The organism is Chitinophaga polysaccharea (genome assembly GCF_902150045.1).
In the GTDB taxonomy this organism is placed as follows: Bacteria; Bacteroidota; Bacteroidia; order Chitinophagales; family Chitinophagaceae; genus Chitinophaga; species Chitinophaga polysaccharea_A.
This window is the reverse complement of record NZ_CABFVU010000002.1, coordinates 890,085-910,889: the sequence shown is the minus strand read 5'-3', so window position 1 is coordinate 910,889 and position 20,805 is coordinate 890,085. Positions and strand designations below refer to the sequence as shown.

At 47.1% G+C, this 20,805-nt stretch carries 15 protein-coding genes; 5 read left to right on the top strand and 10 right to left on the bottom strand.

The annotated features are described in order from the left end of the window. Nucleotides 1–101: 101 nt before the first annotated feature. The 7 genes from FN124_RS18450 to FN124_RS18420 form a co-directional block, all read right to left on the bottom strand. Nucleotides 102–662, bottom strand: a complete 561-nt coding sequence (locus FN124_RS18450; protein ID WP_209862443.1) for an anti-sigma factor — start codon at nucleotides 660–662, stop codon at nucleotides 102–104. A gap of 349 nt (nucleotides 663–1,011) precedes the next feature. Further along, the gene (locus tag FN124_RS18445) at nucleotides 1,012–1,950 is read right to left on the bottom strand and encodes an anti-sigma factor (protein ID WP_142686223.1); all 939 of its coding nucleotides are present in this window, start codon (nucleotides 1,948–1,950) and stop codon (nucleotides 1,012–1,014) included. A gap of 12 nt (nucleotides 1,951–1,962) precedes the next feature. Continuing rightward, nucleotides 1,963–2,487: an RNA polymerase sigma factor gene (locus FN124_RS18440; protein WP_260607498.1), complete on the bottom strand. Its 525-nt coding sequence runs from the start codon at nucleotides 2,485–2,487 to the stop codon at nucleotides 1,963–1,965. 98 nt (nucleotides 2,488–2,585) lie between these two features. Further along, entirely contained in the window at nucleotides 2,586–3,164 is a 579-nt protein-coding gene (gene def, locus FN124_RS18435; RefSeq protein WP_142686222.1) for a peptide deformylase, read from the bottom strand. Nucleotides 3,165–3,266: 102 nt separating this feature from the next. Further along, a complete protein-coding gene (gene ruvX, locus FN124_RS18430; protein ID WP_142686221.1) occupies nucleotides 3,267–3,680 on the bottom strand; it encodes a Holliday junction resolvase RuvX in 414 nt (137 codons plus the stop codon). A 21-nt stretch (nucleotides 3,681–3,701) separates the two neighbouring features. After that, nucleotides 3,702–4,568 carry a UbiA-like polyprenyltransferase gene (locus tag FN124_RS18425; protein WP_142686220.1) on the bottom strand — a complete coding sequence of 289 codons (867 nt, stop codon included), beginning with the start codon at nucleotides 4,566–4,568 and terminating at the stop codon, nucleotides 3,702–3,704. A 12-nt stretch (nucleotides 4,569–4,580) separates the two neighbouring features. After that, on the bottom strand, nucleotides 4,581–5,114 hold the full coding sequence (locus FN124_RS18420; protein WP_142686219.1) for an RNA methyltransferase: 534 nt from the start codon (nucleotides 5,112–5,114) through the stop codon (nucleotides 4,581–4,583). A gap of 46 nt (nucleotides 5,115–5,160) precedes the next feature. On the opposite strand from FN124_RS18420, the gene mutS reads away from it, so the two are divergent. Further along, a complete protein-coding gene (mutS, locus tag FN124_RS18415) occupies nucleotides 5,161–7,770 on the top strand; it encodes a DNA mismatch repair protein MutS (RefSeq protein WP_142686218.1) in 2,610 nt (869 codons plus the stop codon). Nucleotides 7,771–7,840: 70 nt separating this feature from the next. Here mutS and FN124_RS18410 read toward each other — a convergent pair whose 3' ends face one another. The 3 genes from FN124_RS18410 to FN124_RS18400 all read right to left on the bottom strand — a co-directional run bounded on the left by FN124_RS18410 (nucleotide 7,841) and on the right by FN124_RS18400 (nucleotide 14,296). After that, nucleotides 7,841–9,544 carry a SusD/RagB family nutrient-binding outer membrane lipoprotein gene (locus tag FN124_RS18410; RefSeq protein ID WP_142686217.1) on the bottom strand — a complete coding sequence of 568 codons (1,704 nt, stop codon included), beginning with the start codon at nucleotides 9,542–9,544 and terminating at the stop codon, nucleotides 7,841–7,843. A gap of 28 nt (nucleotides 9,545–9,572) precedes the next feature. After that, nucleotides 9,573–12,824, bottom strand: coding sequence for a SusC/RagA family TonB-linked outer membrane protein (locus tag FN124_RS18405; RefSeq protein ID WP_142686216.1), 3,252 nt, complete (start codon nucleotides 12,822–12,824; stop codon nucleotides 9,573–9,575). Between the two features lie 443 nt (nucleotides 12,825–13,267). After that, the gene (locus FN124_RS18400; RefSeq protein ID WP_142686215.1) at nucleotides 13,268–14,296 is read right to left on the bottom strand and encodes a LacI family DNA-binding transcriptional regulator; all 1,029 of its coding nucleotides are present in this window, start codon (nucleotides 14,294–14,296) and stop codon (nucleotides 13,268–13,270) included. 313 nt (nucleotides 14,297–14,609) lie between these two features. On the opposite strand from FN124_RS18400, the gene FN124_RS18395 reads away from it, so the two are divergent. From FN124_RS18395 to FN124_RS18380, 4 genes are all read left to right on the top strand, one after another. Continuing rightward, entirely contained in the window at nucleotides 14,610–15,485 is an 876-nt protein-coding gene (locus FN124_RS18395; protein WP_142686214.1) for an AraC family transcriptional regulator, read from the top strand. Between the two features lie 139 nt (nucleotides 15,486–15,624). Then, nucleotides 15,625–16,209: an RNA polymerase sigma factor gene (locus tag FN124_RS18390; protein ID WP_142686213.1), complete on the top strand. Its 585-nt coding sequence runs from the start codon at nucleotides 15,625–15,627 to the stop codon at nucleotides 16,207–16,209. A 78-nt stretch (nucleotides 16,210–16,287) separates the two neighbouring features. Further along, nucleotides 16,288–17,313, top strand: coding sequence for a FecR family protein (locus tag FN124_RS18385; RefSeq protein ID WP_142686212.1), 1,026 nt, complete (start codon nucleotides 16,288–16,290; stop codon nucleotides 17,311–17,313). 5 nt (nucleotides 17,314–17,318) lie between these two features. Further along, the gene (locus tag FN124_RS18380; protein ID WP_142686211.1) at nucleotides 17,319–20,804 is read left to right on the top strand and encodes a SusC/RagA family TonB-linked outer membrane protein; all 3,486 of its coding nucleotides are present in this window, start codon (nucleotides 17,319–17,321) and stop codon (nucleotides 20,802–20,804) included. Nucleotide 20,805 lies beyond the last annotated feature (1 nt).

Sequence of the window (20,805 nt, the reverse complement as noted above, 5' to 3'; positions counted from 1 at the left end):
GCAAAGCCGGTGTTACACAAATGCTAAAAACAGGAAGCCGTTGCAAGTATCACTTACAACAGCTTCCTGTTTTTCTTTAAAAAGAGGGTTATCTCTTTTTATCAACCGGGAATTTTTCCGGCCACATACATTTGTTCCATAGTAGGCTGCAGCGCACCACCTTTCTTTTCCAGGGTAACCGCAAACATTTGTGCTTTGCCGGTTACTTTCATTTTCTGGAGGAGGCTGGCTGTATCACCCATTTCGAACACGCCCATATCAACCGGTTTGCCATCTACGATAGCCCAGAGTTGATACTGTTTGTCGGCAGCTGGTTCCGGCAGTTTGTTAACTTTCAGATACACTTCCTGACTTTGCGGGTTCCAGAATACAGTGGCTAATGCTTCAGGGAACGCTTTGGTACCCGGCATTGGCACTTTCAGGACTTTAGGATCCTGGATGATTTCCATGGATTCCTGCATTTGTTCTAAGCGGGTTTTGTAAAGATTGCTCTTTGACAAAATGGAGTTCTGGGATACGAGTAAAGACTGGTATTTATCTTTGTACTCCTTGAATTCCTTGTACCGGTTAAAGAACACATAATTTAGAATAAGGCTTCCTATCAGCAGCACAGCGGCAGCGACGGCAAGCCATTTCCAGGATAGGCTTTTAGTTTCTTGCATGGACACTATTTTTGGTTGCTGCAGGTCTTGATCGGGTACAGGCTCACCCTCCTGCAAAATGGATTCATTATTGATTTGTGTGAATAAACGAGCTTTGATATCCTCTGGCGTTGCGCATTGCCGTTTTCACCGTACCCCGATGATCTCCATTACCCCGCAATTTCTTTCGGGTACAACCTTTATGATAGGCGTAATCTGTCAGGGTATGCTATTCTTTAGTGAGCTTTTCCAGGATACGGGAAAAACCACCAGCTCAGCTTCTGTATATATAGCAGCGTATTCCAAAACAGATTGGATATAGTTTCGTATTTAATACCGGACGGATAAACTCCACATGACAGAACAGGCCTTATCTTTCCAGCTTTGCCGACATGCATACCTGGTCCATGCTCGGCTCAGGGCTGCCGCCTTTCTTTTCAAGTGTGATGGCAAAGCCCTGTGCTGCTGCCACGGCTTTCATTTGTTGTAATTGCCGGGATACTTCACCACCGGTAAGGAAAACACCGGCATCAACCAGTTTCCTATTCACAATGGCCCACAGCTGGAACTGCCTGCCGGCCGGAGGCAGGGGCATCAGTTGCGCCTGCAGGTATACCACCTGTGTTTTTTCATTCCATCCCACAGCAACTATGTTGCCGGCATACTTCCCGCCGCCGGGGAGCTTTGTCCATTTAAAATCGGGGTTATTCAGCGGGTCTGCTTCAGCCGGCGTTTCTTTCAAACGGGTAAGCGACTGTTGTTTTTTATCGGCTTCCAGCTTCTCTTTGGTAGCTATGAGCGACTGGTAACGGCTTTTATAATCAGTAGATTTCCGGAAGAAAAAGAAGTTCATAAAAATGCTGCCCAGCAGCAATACCACAATAGCAGCAGTAAGATATTTCCAGATCCGGTCATTGGAGGATTTAGCTGCCGGAAGTTGTTTCACCGGCGTTTCCCCCCTCCGTGGCTGCTGCTTTTCCTTTTTTTTTTCGTTCAGGAGTAGTGGAACAGCTTTCCCGTTAAGAGATACAGGAGCAGGCGCACGCAGTTCATCCGGCAGCAGGTCGTTTCCTTCCTGCGTATTTTCGTGATGGATAATTTCCATCAGCCGTTCCCTGATGCTATTCGGCGGTGCTATGGCATACAGCTGTACAAACCGCTCTTTATCATGCTGCAGGGAATCTACTGCGGCTTTGACATCGGGGTATTGTGATACGGCCGTTTCTACCTCACCTTGTTCCGCTTCCGGCAACATACCGAATACATAGCTTTCAAGGATTCCGGATGATATGTATCGTTGTACATCCACTATCTCTTATAATTACAATTGTTTTAACAGTATTCTCAATTGTATAATTGCATTGCGCATGCGGGTTTTCACAGTGCCCAATGGTATTTCGAGTGTCTTGGCTATTTCTTCCTGGGTATGCCCCTTGAAATAAGCCATATCAATAATAATGCGTTGATCTTTCTGCAACCGCTCAATCACTTTTGTCAACCCAAGATGATCCACTGATAAATGTACCGCCAGCTGGGGTTCATACATCAGTGCCACACTGTTTACATCCTGTACGCGCTGTTCGAGTTTGTGATTTTTTGAGCGAAGACTGTCGATAGCCGTGTTGCGGGTAATATTCAGCATCCAGGTAAACAACCGGCCTTTTGAAGCATCATAACGGTCAATATTCCGCCAGATCTTTACAAATACTTCCTGTAATATATCTCCGGCTGCAGTTTCTTCTCCTACTACTTTCAGGGCTACACCGTATAATGCGGGTGAATAGTGGTCATACAAGTAAGTGAATATCTTTTCATCCCTGGCCATAAGGCCCTGAATCAATTCCACTTCAGTGTATGTTAAGGTAGCTCCCAAGTTTGAGGATATGGATGTTATACTTTGCGATACCAAAATAACAGGTTTTCTTTACATTACAAAATTATTTCCTATTTAGGGAAAGTCATCTTGTAATCCACCCGTATTTTGCCTTTTGTGATATCTTCCAATTTACTTTTCAACATCCTGCGTTTTAGCGGTTTCAGATGATCAATGAATAAAACACCGTCTATGTGATCGTATTCATGAAGGATCACCCGGGCAGTCACGCCGGTAAAAGTTCTTACATGCGGGGTGAAGTTTTCGTCTACATAGCTCAGGGTAACGGTTTCCGCACGGGTTACGTCTTCCCGTACCTTCGGAATACTTAAACATCCTTCATTGTAAGCCCAGTCCTTTCCCCCGGTTTCCACGATATGCGCGTTGATAAACACTCCCTTTACACCTTCATCTCCGGGATAATCATTCTTTTCGTCTTCTTCCAGGTTATGAATGATCTGCTCACTGTCTACCACAAACAGCCGGATCGCCTTATTTACCTGCGGGGCGGCAATGCCCACCCCATTAGAGCCATACATGGTTTCCCACATATTGGCAATCAATTCCTTCAGGTTAGGATATTCAGGAGTAATGTCTTCCGCTACCTTTCTCAATACCGGGTGCCCGTAAGCTACAATTGGCAAAATCATGTTCAAATACTTGGTTTAATCCGCAAAGATAGACAATTTCATATTTAAGCGGATGTTGTCAGTCCTGGGATTACGCTGATTTTGCTGATTTTTTATATGTTATTATATTTTATTACGGAGGTATTCCTGTAATATAATAGTGGCACTGATCTCGTCAACGAGGGCTTTATTACGGCGGTCTTTCTTTTTCAGGCCGCTGTCGATCATTGCCTGGAAGGCCATTTTGGAAGTAAAACGCTCATCCACTGTAACCACCGGTATCTCCGGGAAGTTCTTTTTAATAATGCGGATACATTCGGTTACCAGGGCAGTGGCGTCTGTAGCGTTGCCATCCAGGTTTTTGGGTTCCCCTATGATAATGGTTTCCACAGGCTCTGTAACCAGGTACTTTTTCAGAAAAGGGATCAGGTCGTGCGTGGCAACGGTGGTAAGCCCGGTGGCAATCATCTGTAAAGGATCTGTTACTGCCAGTCCCGTTCTCTTTTTTCCATAATCTATTGCCATCAAACGGGCCATATCTCTAACTTTATTGGTCTGTTACTGAAAAACAAGCATATCCGTGATGGCAAAAGTGGCAAATACCATGCTTGCAATCCCGTTGGTGGTCATAAACATAATATTGATCCTGCTCAGGTCGTCTGGTTTCACCAGCAGGTGCTGGGAAACCAGCATTACCACAAATACAGCGGTGCCAATCCAGTATACCCAGTGAAAATGCCCGGTTAAACCGATGGTTACCACCAGCGCAGCAGCTATCACATGAAGCAATTCGGAAAAACGCAGGGCGCCGGAAAGCCCCAGCCAGGCAGGGATAGAGTTCAGCTGCTGGGATTTGTCGAAATCCTCATCCTGCAGGGAATAGATAATATCAAAACCGGAAACCCAGCATAACACCAGGAAGGATACCAGCACCGGCAACAACGCGAAACTGCCGGTCACCGCCAGGTAAGCGCCTATGGGCGCAAGGGCCAGTCCTACGCCAAGCACCAGGTGGCAAAAGGCGGTAAACCGCTTGGTATAGCTATAACCCAGCACCACCATCAAAGCTACCGGCGACAGGTAAAAACATACCGGGTTAATAAACCAGGTGGTAATAATAAACAGTACCACATTGGCGATAATAAAAAACAGGGCATTTTTGGGAGATATGATACCGGCCGGTATTTCTCTTTTTGCCGTACGGGGATTGAGCTTGTCGATATCCACATCCAGCCAGCGGTTAAATGCCATGGCCGCACTGCGGGCAAACACCATGCATAATACTACCAGCAGGAATGTAAGCCAGCTAAAGCTGCCACCTCCCTTGGTAGTGGCCATAAAAAAACCGGTGAGGGCAAAAGGCATGGCAAAGATGGTATGACTGAACTTTACCAGCGATAAATACTTGTTGACCGTAGAAATCATATTATTAGTCCTTTAAGCTTGCTTCAATTTTACAAAGATATCCCAAACCACGATACCGGTGCTCACAGAAATATTTAAGGAATGCTTCATGCCCAGCTGGGGTATTTCAATACAACCATCCGCCAGCTTCATCACTTCCGTATCCACCCCGCTTACTTCATTCCCGAAAACCAGCGCCAGCGGCTGCCCTGCCGGCGGAACAAAACTGTCCAGCATAAAACTGTTCACCGCCTGTTCAATGGCCATCACCTTATAACCGGCCGCTTTCAGCTCCTGTACCGCGCTTACGGTAGTATCAAAATACTGCCATTCCACGGTTTCGGTAGCGCCCAACGCCGTTTTATTGATATCGCGGTGCGGGGGTACCGGCGTATAGCCACAAAGGATAATGCCCTGTACCAGGAAAGCATCCGCTGTACGGAACACCGAGCCCACATTGTGCATACTGCGTATATTATCCAGTACCAGTACAACAGGCGTTTTATCGGCAGCCTTGAACTCTTCCACCGTTTTACGGCCCAGTTCATCCATGCTTAATTTTCTCATCACCTGCAAAGATAATAGGATGGGATGAGTTTTATATATTTGCGCCATGGCAAAAAGTAAAACGGAAGAAACCCCGCTCATGCAGCAACATAAGGCCATCAAGGAGAGATACCCTGATGCCGTACTGTTGTTCCGTGTTGGCGATTTTTATGAAACGTTTAATGAGGACGCAGTTATAGCCGCCCGCGTTCTGGGCATTGTTTTAACCAAAAGGGCCAATGGGTCCGCCTCTTATGTTGACCTGGCAGGATTTCCCCACCACTCACTGGATACTTATCTCCATAAACTGGTAAAGGCCGGTCACCGGGTGGCCGTATGCGACCAGCTGGAAGATCCCAAAACAGTAAAAGGTATTGTAAAACGCGGCGTTACCGAAATGGTAACACCTGGCGTAGCTATCAATGATAAACTGCTGGAAAATTCCAGCAACAACTTCCTGGCTGCTGTTCATTTCAGCACGGATACCACCGGTGTATCTTTCCTCGATATTTCCACCGGTGAGTTCTTTATTGCAGAGGGCAGCACAGAATATGTGGATAAGCTCCTTCAGAGCTTCCGCCCGGCAGAGGTACTGTTTGCCAAACAACAGCAGAAAAACTTCAAGGCCATCTTCGGTACCCGTTTCTATACCTATACCATGGATGAGTGGATATTCACCACTACCTATGCGGAAGAAATACTGCTGAAACACTTTCAGACCCATTCCCTGAAAGGATATGGCGTAGACGGATTGCCGGCCGCGATCATCGCCGCAGGCGCCACCCTCCACTACCTGAAAGATACCGAACATCCCAACCTCCAGCACATCACCCGCATGCAGCGCATCAGCCAGGACGATTTCCTGTGGATGGACCGCTTCACGGTACGTAACCTGGAACTGCTCAACAGCAGCGTGGAAAACGGGCATACCCTCCTGAAAGTGCTGGACAATACCATTACTCCCATGGGCGCCCGCCTGCTCAAACGCTGGATGGTATTCCCCCTCCGCGATATCAAGGCCATTAACGAAAGACTGGATACCGTGGAATATTTTATCAGGGAAACAGATCTTTCCAAATCACTGGCCCATCACCTGAAACAAACCGGCGACCTGGAAAGGCTTGTATCGAAAATACCACTAAAGAAAATAAATCCCCGGGAAGTATTACAGCTGGCCCGCTCCCTGCAACAGGTACAGGCGGTACAGGCTCTCCTGGCCGACAGCAGCAGCGACTACCTCCGGCGGCTAAACGAAAAGCTGGATCCCTGCGTTCCCGTATTGGACCGCATTCTTAATGAGATCATGGAAAACCCGCCCGTACTGGTGAACAAGGGCGGCTGCATTAAAGAAGGTGTAAACGCAGAACTGGACGACCTGCGCAACATCGCCAATAAAGGAAAGGATTATCTTCTCCAGATCCAGCAAAAAGAATCCGAAGCCACCGGCATCCCTTCCCTGAAAATAGCCTTCAATAACGTATTCGGCTATTACCTGGAAGTAACCAACACCCACAAAAATAAAGTGCCCGACCGCTGGATGCGCAAGCAAACACTGGCCAATGCAGAACGTTATATCACACCCGAACTGAAAGAATATGAAGAAAAAATAGTAGGCGCTGAAGATAAGATCCAGGTGCTGGAAAGCAAACTGTTCGACGACCTCGTGCAGAGCCTCCAGGCGTATATTAAGCCTGTGCAGGAAGATGCGCAGGTATTGGCGCGGATCGACTGCCTCCTGTGTTTTGCCCACAACGCCATGCAATATAAATACCGCCGCCCGAATATCACGGAAGGGTTCGACCTGGTGATAAAAGAAGGCCGGCACCCGGTGATCGAAAAAGGATTGCCTCCCGGTGAAACCTACGTTTCCAACGACCTCCGGCTCGATAAGGAATCTCAGCAGATCATTATCCTCACAGGGCCTAACATGTCCGGTAAATCAGCACTGCTGCGGCAAACCGCGCTTATCACCCTGATGGCGCACATGGGCAGCTTTGTGCCTGCCACCAGTGCAGATATTGGTTTGACCGATAAAATATTCACCCGTGTAGGCGCTTCCGATAACCTGAGCGGAGGCGAATCTACCTTCATGGTGGAGATGAATGAAACCGCCAGCATCATCAACAGCATCACGGCACGCAGCCTGGTGATACTCGATGAAATAGGCCGCGGTACCAGCACTTACGATGGGATCTCTATTGCCTGGAGCATCGTGGAATACCTCCACGATATGACGGCGCACCGGCCCAAAACGCTGTTTGCCACTCACTATCATGAACTGAATGAACTGGAGAACAAACACGCAAGGGTAAAGAACTTTCATATCACCAATATGGAATCCGGCAATAAAATCATTTTTCTCCGTAAACTGGCCACCGGCGGAAGCCGCCACAGCTTTGGTATACACGTGGCCCGTATGGCCGGCATGCCGCCTGAACTGATCAACCGGGCAAATGAAGTGCTGGCCAATCTCGAAGAAAAACATATTGACGCTCCACTACAGAAAAATATCAAACAGATCAGCACTCCTTCACAAAAACTGCAGCTGAACATTTTTGATGCGCACAGCGATGTATTCCAGCAGATCCGTGAGAAACTTGATACAGTAGACATCAACCGGCTTACACCGGTGGAAGCATTGCTGAAGCTGAGCGAGATCAAGAATATGATCGGTTAAATATCTTCATATAAAAAAACGTCCCGGGAAACCCGGGACGTTTTTTTATACACTAACCTATACGGCTACCCTATTTCTTATCCCACCAAACACGGCCGGTGAAGTCGTTATCATTAGCTCCGTATTCACCCGTTTTCTGCATTTCGGTAATGGCATTTCTCCAGTTGATCTGGTTCGCGATAGACGGCTGAGGTAATGACCAACGGCGCGGAATGGCCACTGTTTGCCCGGAAGACACCATTGGTTCCATTGGCAGGATACCATCTACTTTAGGAACACCTGCTCTTTTCCATGCACCCCATGCTTCCCATGGTGATTTAAAATGGTTCAGGAAGTTCTGGATATTGATTTTCTCCAGTAACACATCTGTGGTGCCGGTGAAAGCTACTGCAGGAGTTGCAATATAAGCCTGTAATGCAGCTGCATCCACCGGTGCATAATCCTGGATCTTTGCCAGGTTGCCCATTGCATCGTATGCATTTACAGACGCGGTGATGCCATTCTCATAGTAAGTTTTAGCGTCCCCTTCTACCATACCACGTACAGCCAGTTCCGCCAGCATAAAGCACTGTTCTGCATAGGTAAGGATAGGCTGCGTATAACGGGCTCCATTATTGGATCCATTCTCTGCATCGAGGTTAAATAACCTGCGCTGAAGAGGCGATATAGTATCCGCATTCCTGTTGATTGTTTTACCGTTGATCACCATTGTATACTTTTTAACAGTAAACACGTTACTGTAAGCAGCATTGGTTCTCTTATCCGGGCTGGAAGGAAGGCCTACATAGCGGCGATCCACATATTGTGCAGTCGGGCTATAAATACCTGCCAGTTTCAGACTGTCGAACAGCGCTTTGGTATAACTGTTTTTTTCAAAGAAAAGGTTCAGACGCGGATCTTTGTTATCTACCATGTAATCTACCATGTTTTTGGCAGCAGACAGCGGATTATTATCCATGGCCCAGTTACCGCCACGAGCGAAGTTTATCGCCGCAGACACAAATTTCCATTCATCATTGTTGGACTGAAAAATACCGGCATTGCTGGCCAACACTTCTTTTGCAACGGCGCTTACTTTCTCGGGAGCCCTTTTCAACAGGCGCATGGCAATCTTCAGGCGAAGCACATTACCAGCTTTTGCCCACTTTGCAGCGTCACCGCTGTAGAAGATATCGTTAGCGCCATAACTTACCTGGGTAGGTAATCCGGCTGCCAATGTTTCTACTGCTTTTTTCAGTTCTGCGTCCCAGGTGGTAAACAGGGTTTCCTGCGTATCGTATTTAGGCGTAAAATTAGCGTCGCTGCGGGCAGCCCATGCCTCTGTATACGGAATGCTGCCATTAGCGTCAGACACTCTCCAGGAGGAATATACCTTCAATATCTGTGCAATAGCCACCAGGTTGCTGTACTGTGCCTGCTGATCCTGGGGTTTCCTGGCCACTACGTCCTGTATTTCTACCAGGTTACGGCCAATGTTCTTATATAATGCGTTATAAAAATCATTGGTATTAGTCGGGCTAAATAAACCGGTGGGAGATGTTCCGGGTGAAGCTACCCCAAACTGCATCCACTGCATCTGGTATTGATATGCATCATAGAACCAGTCAAAATCACGATCTACAATACTTTTTACAGATTGTGTGATTAATAGCTCCGGTGGGGGATCTTGTGTAATAACCGGACTTGTATTCAGGTCAGCGAAATTTTTCGTACAGGAGCTCAGCATTAAACCGGCAACTGCCACACCTATTCCCCATTTATTAACAGTTTTCATTTTTCTTTTTTTTGTTGTTAAACGGTTATTAGAATCCTACCTGCACAGTTACACCCATGTTACGAACAAATGGTACAGCGCCATATTCGGAGAATGCAGAAGTTTTGTTATTACGAACTGCTTCAGGGTTAATATGATCCGGCAGATTATTAAACAGGTAACCCAGGTTACGGCCTACCAGTGATACACGGAGACTGTTGAGTTTCCAGCGTTGAACCATATCTGTTGGCAAAGAATACCCGAGGGATACTTCACGCAATGCCACATAGGAAGCATCAAATACAGAAGCCTCACGGATACCAATTCCCCAATCGCCAATCATACCATAGTATTGCATTGGTGTAACGGGCGATACATAACCTTTCTCGTAAGCCTGCTGGTATGTCATACCATCCAGTGTAATATTCTGCCCGTCTTTACTGATAACGGTTCCCGGAGCAAACACACCATCGGGGATCATCCCATCGTTTCTTTTTGTACCGGAAGCGTCTGTGTAAGTGATACCGCCATGCTCTGTGTCACGTCCGCCCATAGTGTTGGCTGTATTACCTCTACCCGTACCATACTGATGGGAAGCAGAGAAGAAGTCGCCACCGATACGTGCCTGGATCAATACACCGAGCGACCAGTTCTTATAAGTAAAGGAGTTCTGTAAACCGAGGTTGAAGTCGGGAAGGATGTTACCAACAATTCTACGGCCGCGAACAAATTTGTATGGGAAATCAGAACCGCCAAAAGTGATCAGGTTGTTGCCATTGGCATCTTTGGTGTAACCGTAGTCGGTGATCAGGTCGCCATAGGCGCCGCCCACTTTAGCAATAGCCTGTACGCCCTGGTCTTCATTCAGCTGCATCTGGTCTACACCAGGCGTGAGGCTTACAATCTTGTTTTTGTTACGGCTACCATTCAGACTTACATCCCAGGTAAAGTTTTTACTTTGTACCGGTGTTCCGTTAATCATTACCTCAATACCCCTGTTGATCATGCTGCCGGCGTTGATATAGCGGGATATCACACCGCTTTCAATGGTAGTTGGCAGGTTAATGATCTGGTTGGTAATATTGGTACGGTACCAGGCAACGTCAAAGCCCAAACGGTTATTCAGGAAGCGGACATTCGCGCCTAATTCCACGCTCTTGGAGATAGAGGGTTTCAGGTTCATGTTAGGCAGAATATCCTGGTTAAAGATATTTACCATTGGCAGGTTTTCGCCTGTGCCCGAACCTCTGAAATAATCAGAAGTATAATATCCTGTGTTGATCTGGTATGGGTCCAGGTCACCGCCTACCATAGCGTAGGAAGCGCGCAGTTTACCATAGCTTACCCATTCAGGCAGTGTATTTTTCAGCGTCTGGGTAAATTCCCATGCAGCGCTTACAGATGGATAGAAATAGGAGTTGGTAGTGTTTCCCAGGCTTCCTTTAGGATAAGTCAGCGCAGAGGACCAGTCGTTACGGCCGGTTACATCCAGGAACAATTCATTGTTATAAGACAGGCTGGCTGCAAAGAACAGGGAATTGATCTGCTTACGCAGCAACGGATCATTTTTTATTACCGCGGCGCCTGTGCTATTGCTGACGTCATAGAGGAACGGTATGCGTAAACCACCACTGGTATAGTTGTTATATTGTTTACCAATACCGCTGTTCCAGGTTTCTCCACCCAGGTTTAAACTACCTTCAAATTTATTACCCAGCTTTGGTGTGATCGTCGCCATACCGGTGAAAGTATATTGGGATTTGTTCACACCTGCAATAGAATAAAAACCGTCGGAACCTGTAAAGTTAATACCTGTGCCGGCTTCCTTACGTTCGTCGGTACTTTGCTCGGTGCTGAAGTTTGCTTTACCTACAAATTTCAGCCAGTCAGTAGCGGTGGCAGTGAGGGAGAAATTACCCGTGATCAGTGATTCCTTGCGTGACCAGCTGTTATAAGCCTGCTGGAAGAAGTAGTCAGCGCCGGGATTTGTGCTCAGATTTGCGCGGCCGCCCTGAGGTCCGGTGAAATTTTCTGGTTTGCTCCATATGCTTGGGTCGTAGTTACGGGGAAATACATATGCCCATTTACGACCAATATTGTAGTTGGTATAATCGCCACCCTGCCGGTCGGGGTTCAGTGTTTTACTGGTAGCGTAAGTCACCCCTGCATCTGCGCTCAGTACTTTTGATATCTGGGAAGATCCGCGGAATGCGAAGGTATTTCTTCCAAAGCTGTTGTTTGGAGATACGCTGTTATTGTCCAGGTGAGAGTAAGATAAACGGAAAGTTCCTTTATCATTACCGCCTTCCATGGCTACGTTGGTATTAAAATATTTTCCTGTCTGGTACAGATCCTTTGCATTATTGGGTTTGGCGGTGTAAGGAACCTGCATACCATTAGGCAGGGTTACCATGCTGCCGTCCATTTTGGAACCGAAGCTGTAACCTCCTGCTGTGTTATCGTATTTACCGTCGAGCCCCTGACCGTACGAATTTTGCAGGTCAATAGCACCGCGGTATACTTTTTCCATCTGGGCAGTCTGGCTAACTGTAACGCCTATACCCTTTCTTGAGATACCTTTTTTGGTAGTGATCAGGATCGCACCATTGATAGCGCGGGAGCCATACAACGCAGTAGCAGCAGCACCTTTCAATACAGTTACTGATTCGTAATCGTCCGGGTTGAGGTTTTTCAGCACATTACCGAAGTTTACGTCGTTGGCGCTTTCATCGTTTTCAAAGATCACACCATCCAGTATAAAAATGGGTTGGTCTTTACCATTTAATGATTTAGCACCACGCAGCACGATACGCGGGGCAGCGGCAGGACCGCCGGCAGCTGCGGAGATGTCCAGACCTGCTACTTTACCCTGCAGAGCTGATACAGGGTTGATGGAGTTGGTTTTAGCCACATCAGCCCCTTTTAATTCTGTTACCGCATACCCGAGTTTACGCTGTTCGCGCTTCATACCCATAGCGGTAACCACTACTTCGTTCAGGTTCTTGTTGTCTTCTTTTAATACGATGTTTAGTGCAGACTGTCCGTTAACAGCTACTTCCTGGTTAATAAATCCGATGTAGGAAAAAACGAGGGTAGCACCATCTGCTACCTGGATTTTAAAATTTCCATCCGGGCCGGTTGTAGCTCCGTTGGAGGCGTTTTTCTCTTTTACGGTAACACCTGGTAAAGGCGTTCCTTTTGTGTCCTTAACGGTTCCCGTAACAGCTTTCTTATCCTGCGCCCAGGCAGTGATACAGCAGCATAAGAAAAGCAACGTGGTGAGAAGAAGTGATCTTCGCATAGCTTCCTTTTGGTTTAGTGAATTATAACAAGTGAATCAGACACATAAGCAAAAAACACGGAAGTCCCGTTACCATAAACATACCTGCATTGCACAGGAGTCCCGATGGTAATCACGTGGTTTCCGTTCTTAAAAAATAAAATGGAATTACTCCATTGGTATTAATTGTTATTCTGACATCATGCCAGTGATAAAACGTTTTAGCTACACCACATAAAAAAAACCTGTAAACCACTCTCACTTTTCATTTTCGCTACAAGTTTGGCTGATTTGTTTGAATAATGGTTTCAAACTTAGGGATAATTATGAGAAGTGCAAAGAAGATTTAACAATTTTTTTATTTATAGTTAACAGCTCGTTAAGAAAGAGAAAATACTATTTCCTGTGCTTAAAATAACATTAGATAATCGCTCCCTGGCCGCCTTCGGCGACGCGGCAAGCGATCATCTCCGCGACGAGTCCCTGATGATCAGCTCAGGCTCCAGCACCACCTGCTGTTGTGGGTAAGCAGGACTGCCCGCAGCGTGGTTCAGCTCTTTCATCAGTATATCTACCAGGCTTTTTCCAATAGCGGCAATAGGTTGCGACACGCAGGTGATCGACGGGCTGTGTAACCGGAAAAGATCGTGATCGTCGAAACCAACCAGCCCTATTTGTTTGCCTATTTCCCATCCCAGCGAGCGGATAGCCTCTATGCCAGCAATTCCCAGGTAGTTGGTAGCAAAAAAAACGGCGTCGAGGTCCTTCACTGAGGTAAGGAATTTCTTCATTTCGTTATTGAAACTTTCCCGGTCGAGATCGAACGGCAACCGCTTCACCAGTGATTTATTAAACGGGATCTTATGATCTTTAAGCGCTGCAGTAAAGCCATCCAGCCTTTCTTTCATCTGCGTTTGATCAGATGCAATGGTGACGATGGCAATTTTCCTGTAGCCCTGTTTTGCCAGGTGTGCAGTGGCTTCATATGCACCCTGGTAATTGTTGAGCACTACATAGTGACTGCTCACATGCGGAAAATAACGGTCTACCAGTACCAGTGGTTTGGCGGCAGATTGCAGCAGTTCAATTTCTTTGTCGAGGTTCTTTGTAGGCGTTATAATATATCCATCCACCTGCCGGTACTTTAACACTTCCAGCAAGCCCTTGGCCTTTTCTGTGTTGTCTTCCGTACTGCCGTAAAGCACTTTATAACCGTGCTTGTCCGCCTCATCTTCCACCACTTTGGCCAGCGTAGCAAAAAAGTTATTGGCAATATCTTCCACAATAAGGCCGATGGTTTTGGTTTTACCGGTGCGCAATCCGCGGGCAAGCTGATTGGGTTTATATTTCAGCCGCGTTGCAATTTTCTGGATTTTCTTACTTACCTGTTCACTGATCCTCTTCTCCTTTGCTTTGCCGTTGAGTACAAACGATACCGTTGTGGGAGATACTCCGGCTTGTTTTGCAATATCTTTAATAGAGATCCCTTTCATAGAAATAATGCTACATCGATTTAGCCGGACGTAATTTACAAAATGAAGTTGGAAATTACATTGTTGTACCAATTATTCCAAGTAACTCCCGCAAAACTATTCTCTTTCGTCTTGTCTGATTTTTATCACATAAAATGGTTATTTTGAGAAGAATGATATTTTTTTAACCAATTTTTAATAATTTGGCAACATTCATAGGACATTCTCAATACTACTCGCCTGCCTGCATAGGGTTCCCCTAAACGGTAATAATGGCGATGGTAATAAAGTACAGAACAGTCACAGTAATATAGTAGCTTAAATTAATACATGAATGAAACCCATCCTTATTAAAGTGGGGGCTTTTGCCGATAATCAGATCACCATCATAGAAAGAAGTGATCCTTATTTCAATACACCCTTTCATTTCCACCCCGAATGCGAGCTGGTATATGTAACAGAAAGCCACGGGAAAAGAATTGTGGGGGATAGCATTGAAAGCTTTGAAGAGGGCGATATGGTGTTTCTTGGCCCGCATATACCGCATGTGTGGTATAATGAGGAGGAATATTATAAGGGAGATGAAAACCTGAAGGCCCGTTCAGTGGTCATCTATTTTCCAAAAGATATATTCGGGGAGAAGTTTTACGGATTGCCGGAAACCAAGGCCCTCAGCGAATTATTCCACCGCGCACAAAGAGGGATGAAGATCACCGGCGCCACCCATGAGCTGCTGAAACCGGAAATCCTGGCCCTACCGCGGAAAGAAGGGCTGGACCGTATCATATCCCTGCTCAATATCCTGAAAACACTGTCGGAAACCCGCGACTGCTACTACCTGGCCAGCACCGGCTATTCCCATGCCTATAACGTAAAAGACAACCATAAGATAGATGAAGTATTCAAGTATGTAATGAATAACTTCTCCAAAGAAATATCCCTGCAGGATGTGGCCAGCATCACCAACCTGTCGCCACAATCTTTCTGCCGCTTCTTTAAAAACCGCACCAAAAAGTCGTTTGTACAGTTCCTGAACGAAGTACGCATAGGCCACGCCTGCAAACGGTTAACCGAAGAAGACTGGTCCATCGCTGAAATAGCCTACTCCTGCGGATTCAAGAACCTGTCTAACTTCAACCGCTTCTTCAAGGAAATAGTTGGCAAAACCCCCAAGGAATATAAAAATGAACTGCGCCTGAAGGAAGCATGATAAAAAATGTAATTATTTTATCATTTGGTTATTGAGTTATTTTAAAAAGCAAGGGGCCAAATGTCCTAATATCAAAATTTTCTTCTTACATTCAGTTCAGTAATTATCAACCAAAACGCTTAATTACTACTGTAATTCGATGTACAGCAGTTATTCCGACAACCAGTTAATTTCGCTGCTGAAAAGCGACGACACCGCTGCCTTTAATGCCATCTACGACCGCTACAGTAAACCATTGTATTTATTTATACACAGTAAACTGGACGCTACCGAGATCAGCAAAGATGTGCTGCAGGAGCTCTTTATTTCCCTCTGGGAAAAAAGGCATTCACTGATCCTCCGGGAATCACTGAAAGCATACCTGTACCAGGTAGCCCGCCACAAGATCATCGACATCTACCGGAAAAACGCTACCTACCGTAAATACCTGCAGCAACTCATCGAACATTTCGATGCACAACCGCATTCCATCACGGAAACGGTAGACAACAAAGCACGGACACAGGAACTGTTCGAGGCCATCAATCACCTGCCCGACCGTATGAAAGAAATTTTCATGCTCAGCCGGTTTGAAAACCTCAGCGTGGAACAGATTTCCACCCATCTTGGCCTTTCGCAGCAAACCGTAAAGAACCAGATCACCAAAGCGTTGAAGATACTAAGGACCAGCTATGCCAGGACCGACCTGACCATACTTTTGGCATTTGTCTATTTATTTGCCTGACCCGGGTAAAAAATAATTAAATGTACATGGTACCTTTTCCACGTTAATACGACTTATGAACACTTAAAACGGCAACAGGTGGACACAGAACAGATCAAAATATTGCTGGAGCGGTATAACCAGGGGAACTGCTCTCCTGAAGAAGAGGCTATTGTAGATCAATGGTTTGAAAATATCAACCGGCATAAGTCCACCTACGTAGCAGACAAGGAGCTCGACCAGGAACTGGACAGCATCCGCTTACAACTGAATGAACAGATCAGCCCCGCGCCAAAAGTGCGGCCTATCTATACCCGTTACTGGTATGCTGCCGCAGCAGCGGTGCTATTACTTGCTGCAGGGCTTTTCTGGTTTAACCGGCCATCGCCCGCTACCCGGCCAGCCGCCGGCAGTTTCCAGCCCCCGGTGATTGCACTGCAATCCAACCGGGTGATCAGGAACGGGTTCGTGGAAATCACCACTCCCAAGGGAAATAAAGAAAGTATTACCCTTGAAGACGGCAGCTCGCTGGAACTCAACGCAGGCAGCAAGGTGCGCTACCCTGAACATTTTGATGCCGGCAGCCGTACCATCTTCCTGGAAGAAGGTGAGGCCTTCTTTAATGTGGCGCCGGATCCGGCCAGGCAATTTGTGGTGAATACCGGGGAACTGGCTACCACCGCACTTGGCACGGCGTTTAACATCCGGGCATATGCCAGCGAACACAAAGTAACGGTAGCATTGGTAAGCGGTAAAGTGAAAGTAGACCAGCTGGATAAAAACAGCCGCTCATCTTCTTCACTCATCCTGCTGCCAAGCGAACAAATCAGCTACGACCGTATTTCACTCAGCATGGTAAAATCCGTATTCAGCAAACCCGAAGAAGTAACCGGCTGGAAACAGGGATACCTTGTATTCAGGGATGCTCCCTATAATGAAATAGTAACAGGTATAGAAAACCGCTATGGCATCACCGTTGTTAACAAAAGCAACAAAAAAGAATGGAACTATAACGGCTCTTTCAAAAATGAAAGCCTGAAAGATGTGATGGATATTATCTGCCTCGCCAAATCCCTTTCTTATACCATTAAAAACGATACCGTTTACCTGCAAAATAAAAACTAGTCCATATGAGGGTAAAGCCATGCCCCCTGATGTGGTTTGTATCCACGGGGTTGATGCTGACACTGCTGTTGGCGGGGAGCCTGAACACAACGACTAGTGCCATCACGCAAATACCCGACCCGCCCCCAGCTATAGTTGTCACCATTCAGGTGAAAGACAAAAACCTGGAAGATGTAATGACCGAAATTTCGGCGAAAACAGGCCTGAATTTTCACTACGACAAAGCAGACCTTAACCTGAAGAAAAAGATTACGTTAAACTGTACTAAAACACCCATAGATGAAGTTCTTACGTTATTATCAGTGCAGGCAGGGTTAAAATTTACCCGTATCAATAATAAAATTATAGTAGGAGCAGAAAGTGATACCGGGACCTCACCTGCTGTAAACCTGCTGGATCATGTGTCCCTGGAAAGAGATATCAGTGGAACAGTACGCGACAACAAAGGCACGCCACTCCCCGGAGTCACCATTCAGATCAAACATTCCAACAAAGGAACCCAATCCAACGCCGATGCCGGTTTTTCACTGAAAGCCAGCACCGGCGATGTGCTTGTGTTCAGTTCCGTAGGCTTCATTACCCGCGAAGTTACCGTAGGTACCGATCCGGCTATCCATGTGCGCCTGCAGGAAAATGTAAAAGCCCTCAGTGAACTGGTGGTCACTGCCCTGGGCATCCAGAAAAAAAGCAGGGAACTGCCTTACGCTACCCAGCAGCTGGATGGCGACGACCTTCAGCTGGTAAAAGACGCCAATGTGATCAACAGCCTGAACGGGAAAACGGCCGGCGCCACCATCACCCGCAGTGCTTCCGGTATCGGCGGTTCGGTAAGAGTAGTGCTGCGCGGCAACAAGTCAACCCGTGAAAATCAGCCGCTATATATTGTTGATGGCGTACCCTATGCCAACTATACCCCTGCACAGCCGGCGGATGTATGGGGGCAGACGCATAACATCATCGGCGCCGGTGGCCGCGATGGAGGAGATGGCATTTCCAACATCAACCCCGATGACATAGAAAGCATCAGTATCCTGAAAGGCGCTTCCGCAGCCGCGCTTTACGGCAGCCAGGCCGCCAACGGCGTTATCCTCATCACTACTAAAAAAGGTAAGCCCGGCCGGAGCAAAATTGACATTTCTTCTGATTATACCAGGGAAATGCCCGCATTGCTTCCTCCCCTGCAATACCGGTATGCCCAAACTGATACACCCGGCGTAGACAAAGTAGGCACCCCGCAACCCGGCTCCCTGGGCAGCTGGGGCCGACCTGTTAACGTACCGGATCATGTAAGGCACTTCTATAACACCGGCTCCACCTTCACCAATACCATCGCTTTCAGCGGCGGTACGGAAACCGCGCAGAGTTATTTTTCATACGCCAATACAACCAATAAAGGAATTCTTCCCACCAACAAATTCGACCGTCATACGGTAAACCTGCGCGAAACACTGAAACTGCTGAACGATAAACTGGTGATGGACGCCAATGTATCTTTCACCGCACAAAGCACTACCAATCGGCTTTCATCGGGATTGTACTACAGTCCTATCTCCGGGCTTTACACCTTTCCCCGCGGACAGGATTTCGATTATTATAAAAACAACTTTGAATATTACGACCAGGGCCGCGATCTGTACATGCAGAACTGGTGGAATATCCGTAATGATAAAAAATGGATAGGGCAGGACGATCAGCAGAATCCCATGTGGGCACTGCACCGCGATCTGCGGCTGGATTCCAGGTACCGTGGCCTCGCTACGCTGTCGCTCACCTGGCAGCTGAATGATTGGTTGTCGCTCAAAGCACGGGGCAACTTCGACAAATCGCTGGATCAGTATGAACTGGAAGCCTATGCCGGTACACAGATCGTATTAGCCGGTTCCAACGGGCGGTACACGCTTGAGCGGGAATTCAATACCCAACTATATGGGGACATGATGCTGAATGCCAGCCGCAAAATGAATAAGTGGCTGCACCTGACCGGTAATATCGGGGCAAGTATTACAGATACCAAAGCGCATGAGCGCACCTTTAACGGCTCCAATCCCAATGCAGATCCGGGCCTTACCTATCCGAATAAATTTTCCGTATCCAATATCCTGAGTACCTCGCTCGATGCGCAGCACAGCATAGACCAGAAACAGCTGCAGGCACTTTTCAGCAACATACAGGCAGGCATCAACAATTATCTTTTCCTGGATCTTACAGGGCGCAACGACTGGTCCAGCACATTTGCCTATACCTCCACCCTGCATAAAGGATACTTCTATTATTCCGCCGGCCTATCGGCCGTATGGAGCGAGATGTTTAAAATGCCGGCGCCCATCGATTTCCTGCGCTCCCGCATTTCCTATGCAAAAGTAGGGAACGACATTGCTGCTTACTCCTCGAGGCCCGCAGCGTTCAGCCTGCAAACCATCGCCGGCGTTACGCGCGTAGTGCTGAACCAGCGTATACTATACCCCGGGCTTAGCCTGGAGCCGGAAGACAACCGCTCCTTTGAAATAGGACTGGAAGCGCACCTGCTGAAAAACAGGATCACCGCCGACGTTACCTTCTACAAAAACAATAACTACAAACAATACATGGAAGTGCCGGCGCCACTTGGTAATAAGTATAACACCTACTATCTCAACATGGGTAACATACAAAATCAGGGTTGGGAAGCCACACTCACCTTGATGCCTATACGTAATAAGGCCGTTTCCTGGACCAGCACCATCAACTTCGCCGCGAATAAAAACAAGATCATATCGCTTTCCAACTCAAGGATCATCGGCGCAGATACCAGCAGTATGTTTGTGCTCACCGATTTTGGCGTGAATATGTTCGGCTCTTTTATCATGGAAGGAGGATCATGGGGAGATATTTATTCCAATAAGGAACTGGTACAGGATGATAAGGGCGCCTACATCATCGATGCAGCAGGTAAGCTGCAAACGCGCAATGCATTTAAAAAAGTAGGCAACCCTAATCCTGATTTCACCATAGGATGGAACAACAGCATCGACTATAAGAACTTTAACCTGAGCTTCCTGGTAGACGGCCGTTTCGGCGGCAAGGTAATGAGCGTTACCCAGGCGGTGCTCGACTGGTACGGCGTGAGTGAAGTAAGCGCCAAAGCCCGTGATAATGGCGGCGTGGATATCAATGCCGTAAACAGCAACGGTACACCCCACAGCGGAAAAATTGATGCGCAAAGCTACTATACCACCATTGGCGGCAGGGCCGGTATCGGTGAAATGTATATGTATGATGCCACCAACATCCGCTTACGGGAACTGAGCCTGAGCTACCGCATACCACTGAAATGGAAATGGATCCGCAATATGCGGATGGGCATTGTAGGCAGGAACCTTTTCTTTTTTGAGCTGCATGCCCCGTTTGATCCTGAAGTATCTATGGGTACCGGCAATGGCCTGCAGGGTGTAGATGTTTTTGGGTTACCACCCGTACGCAGTATGGGTATTAACCTGAGATTAGGAATTTAAA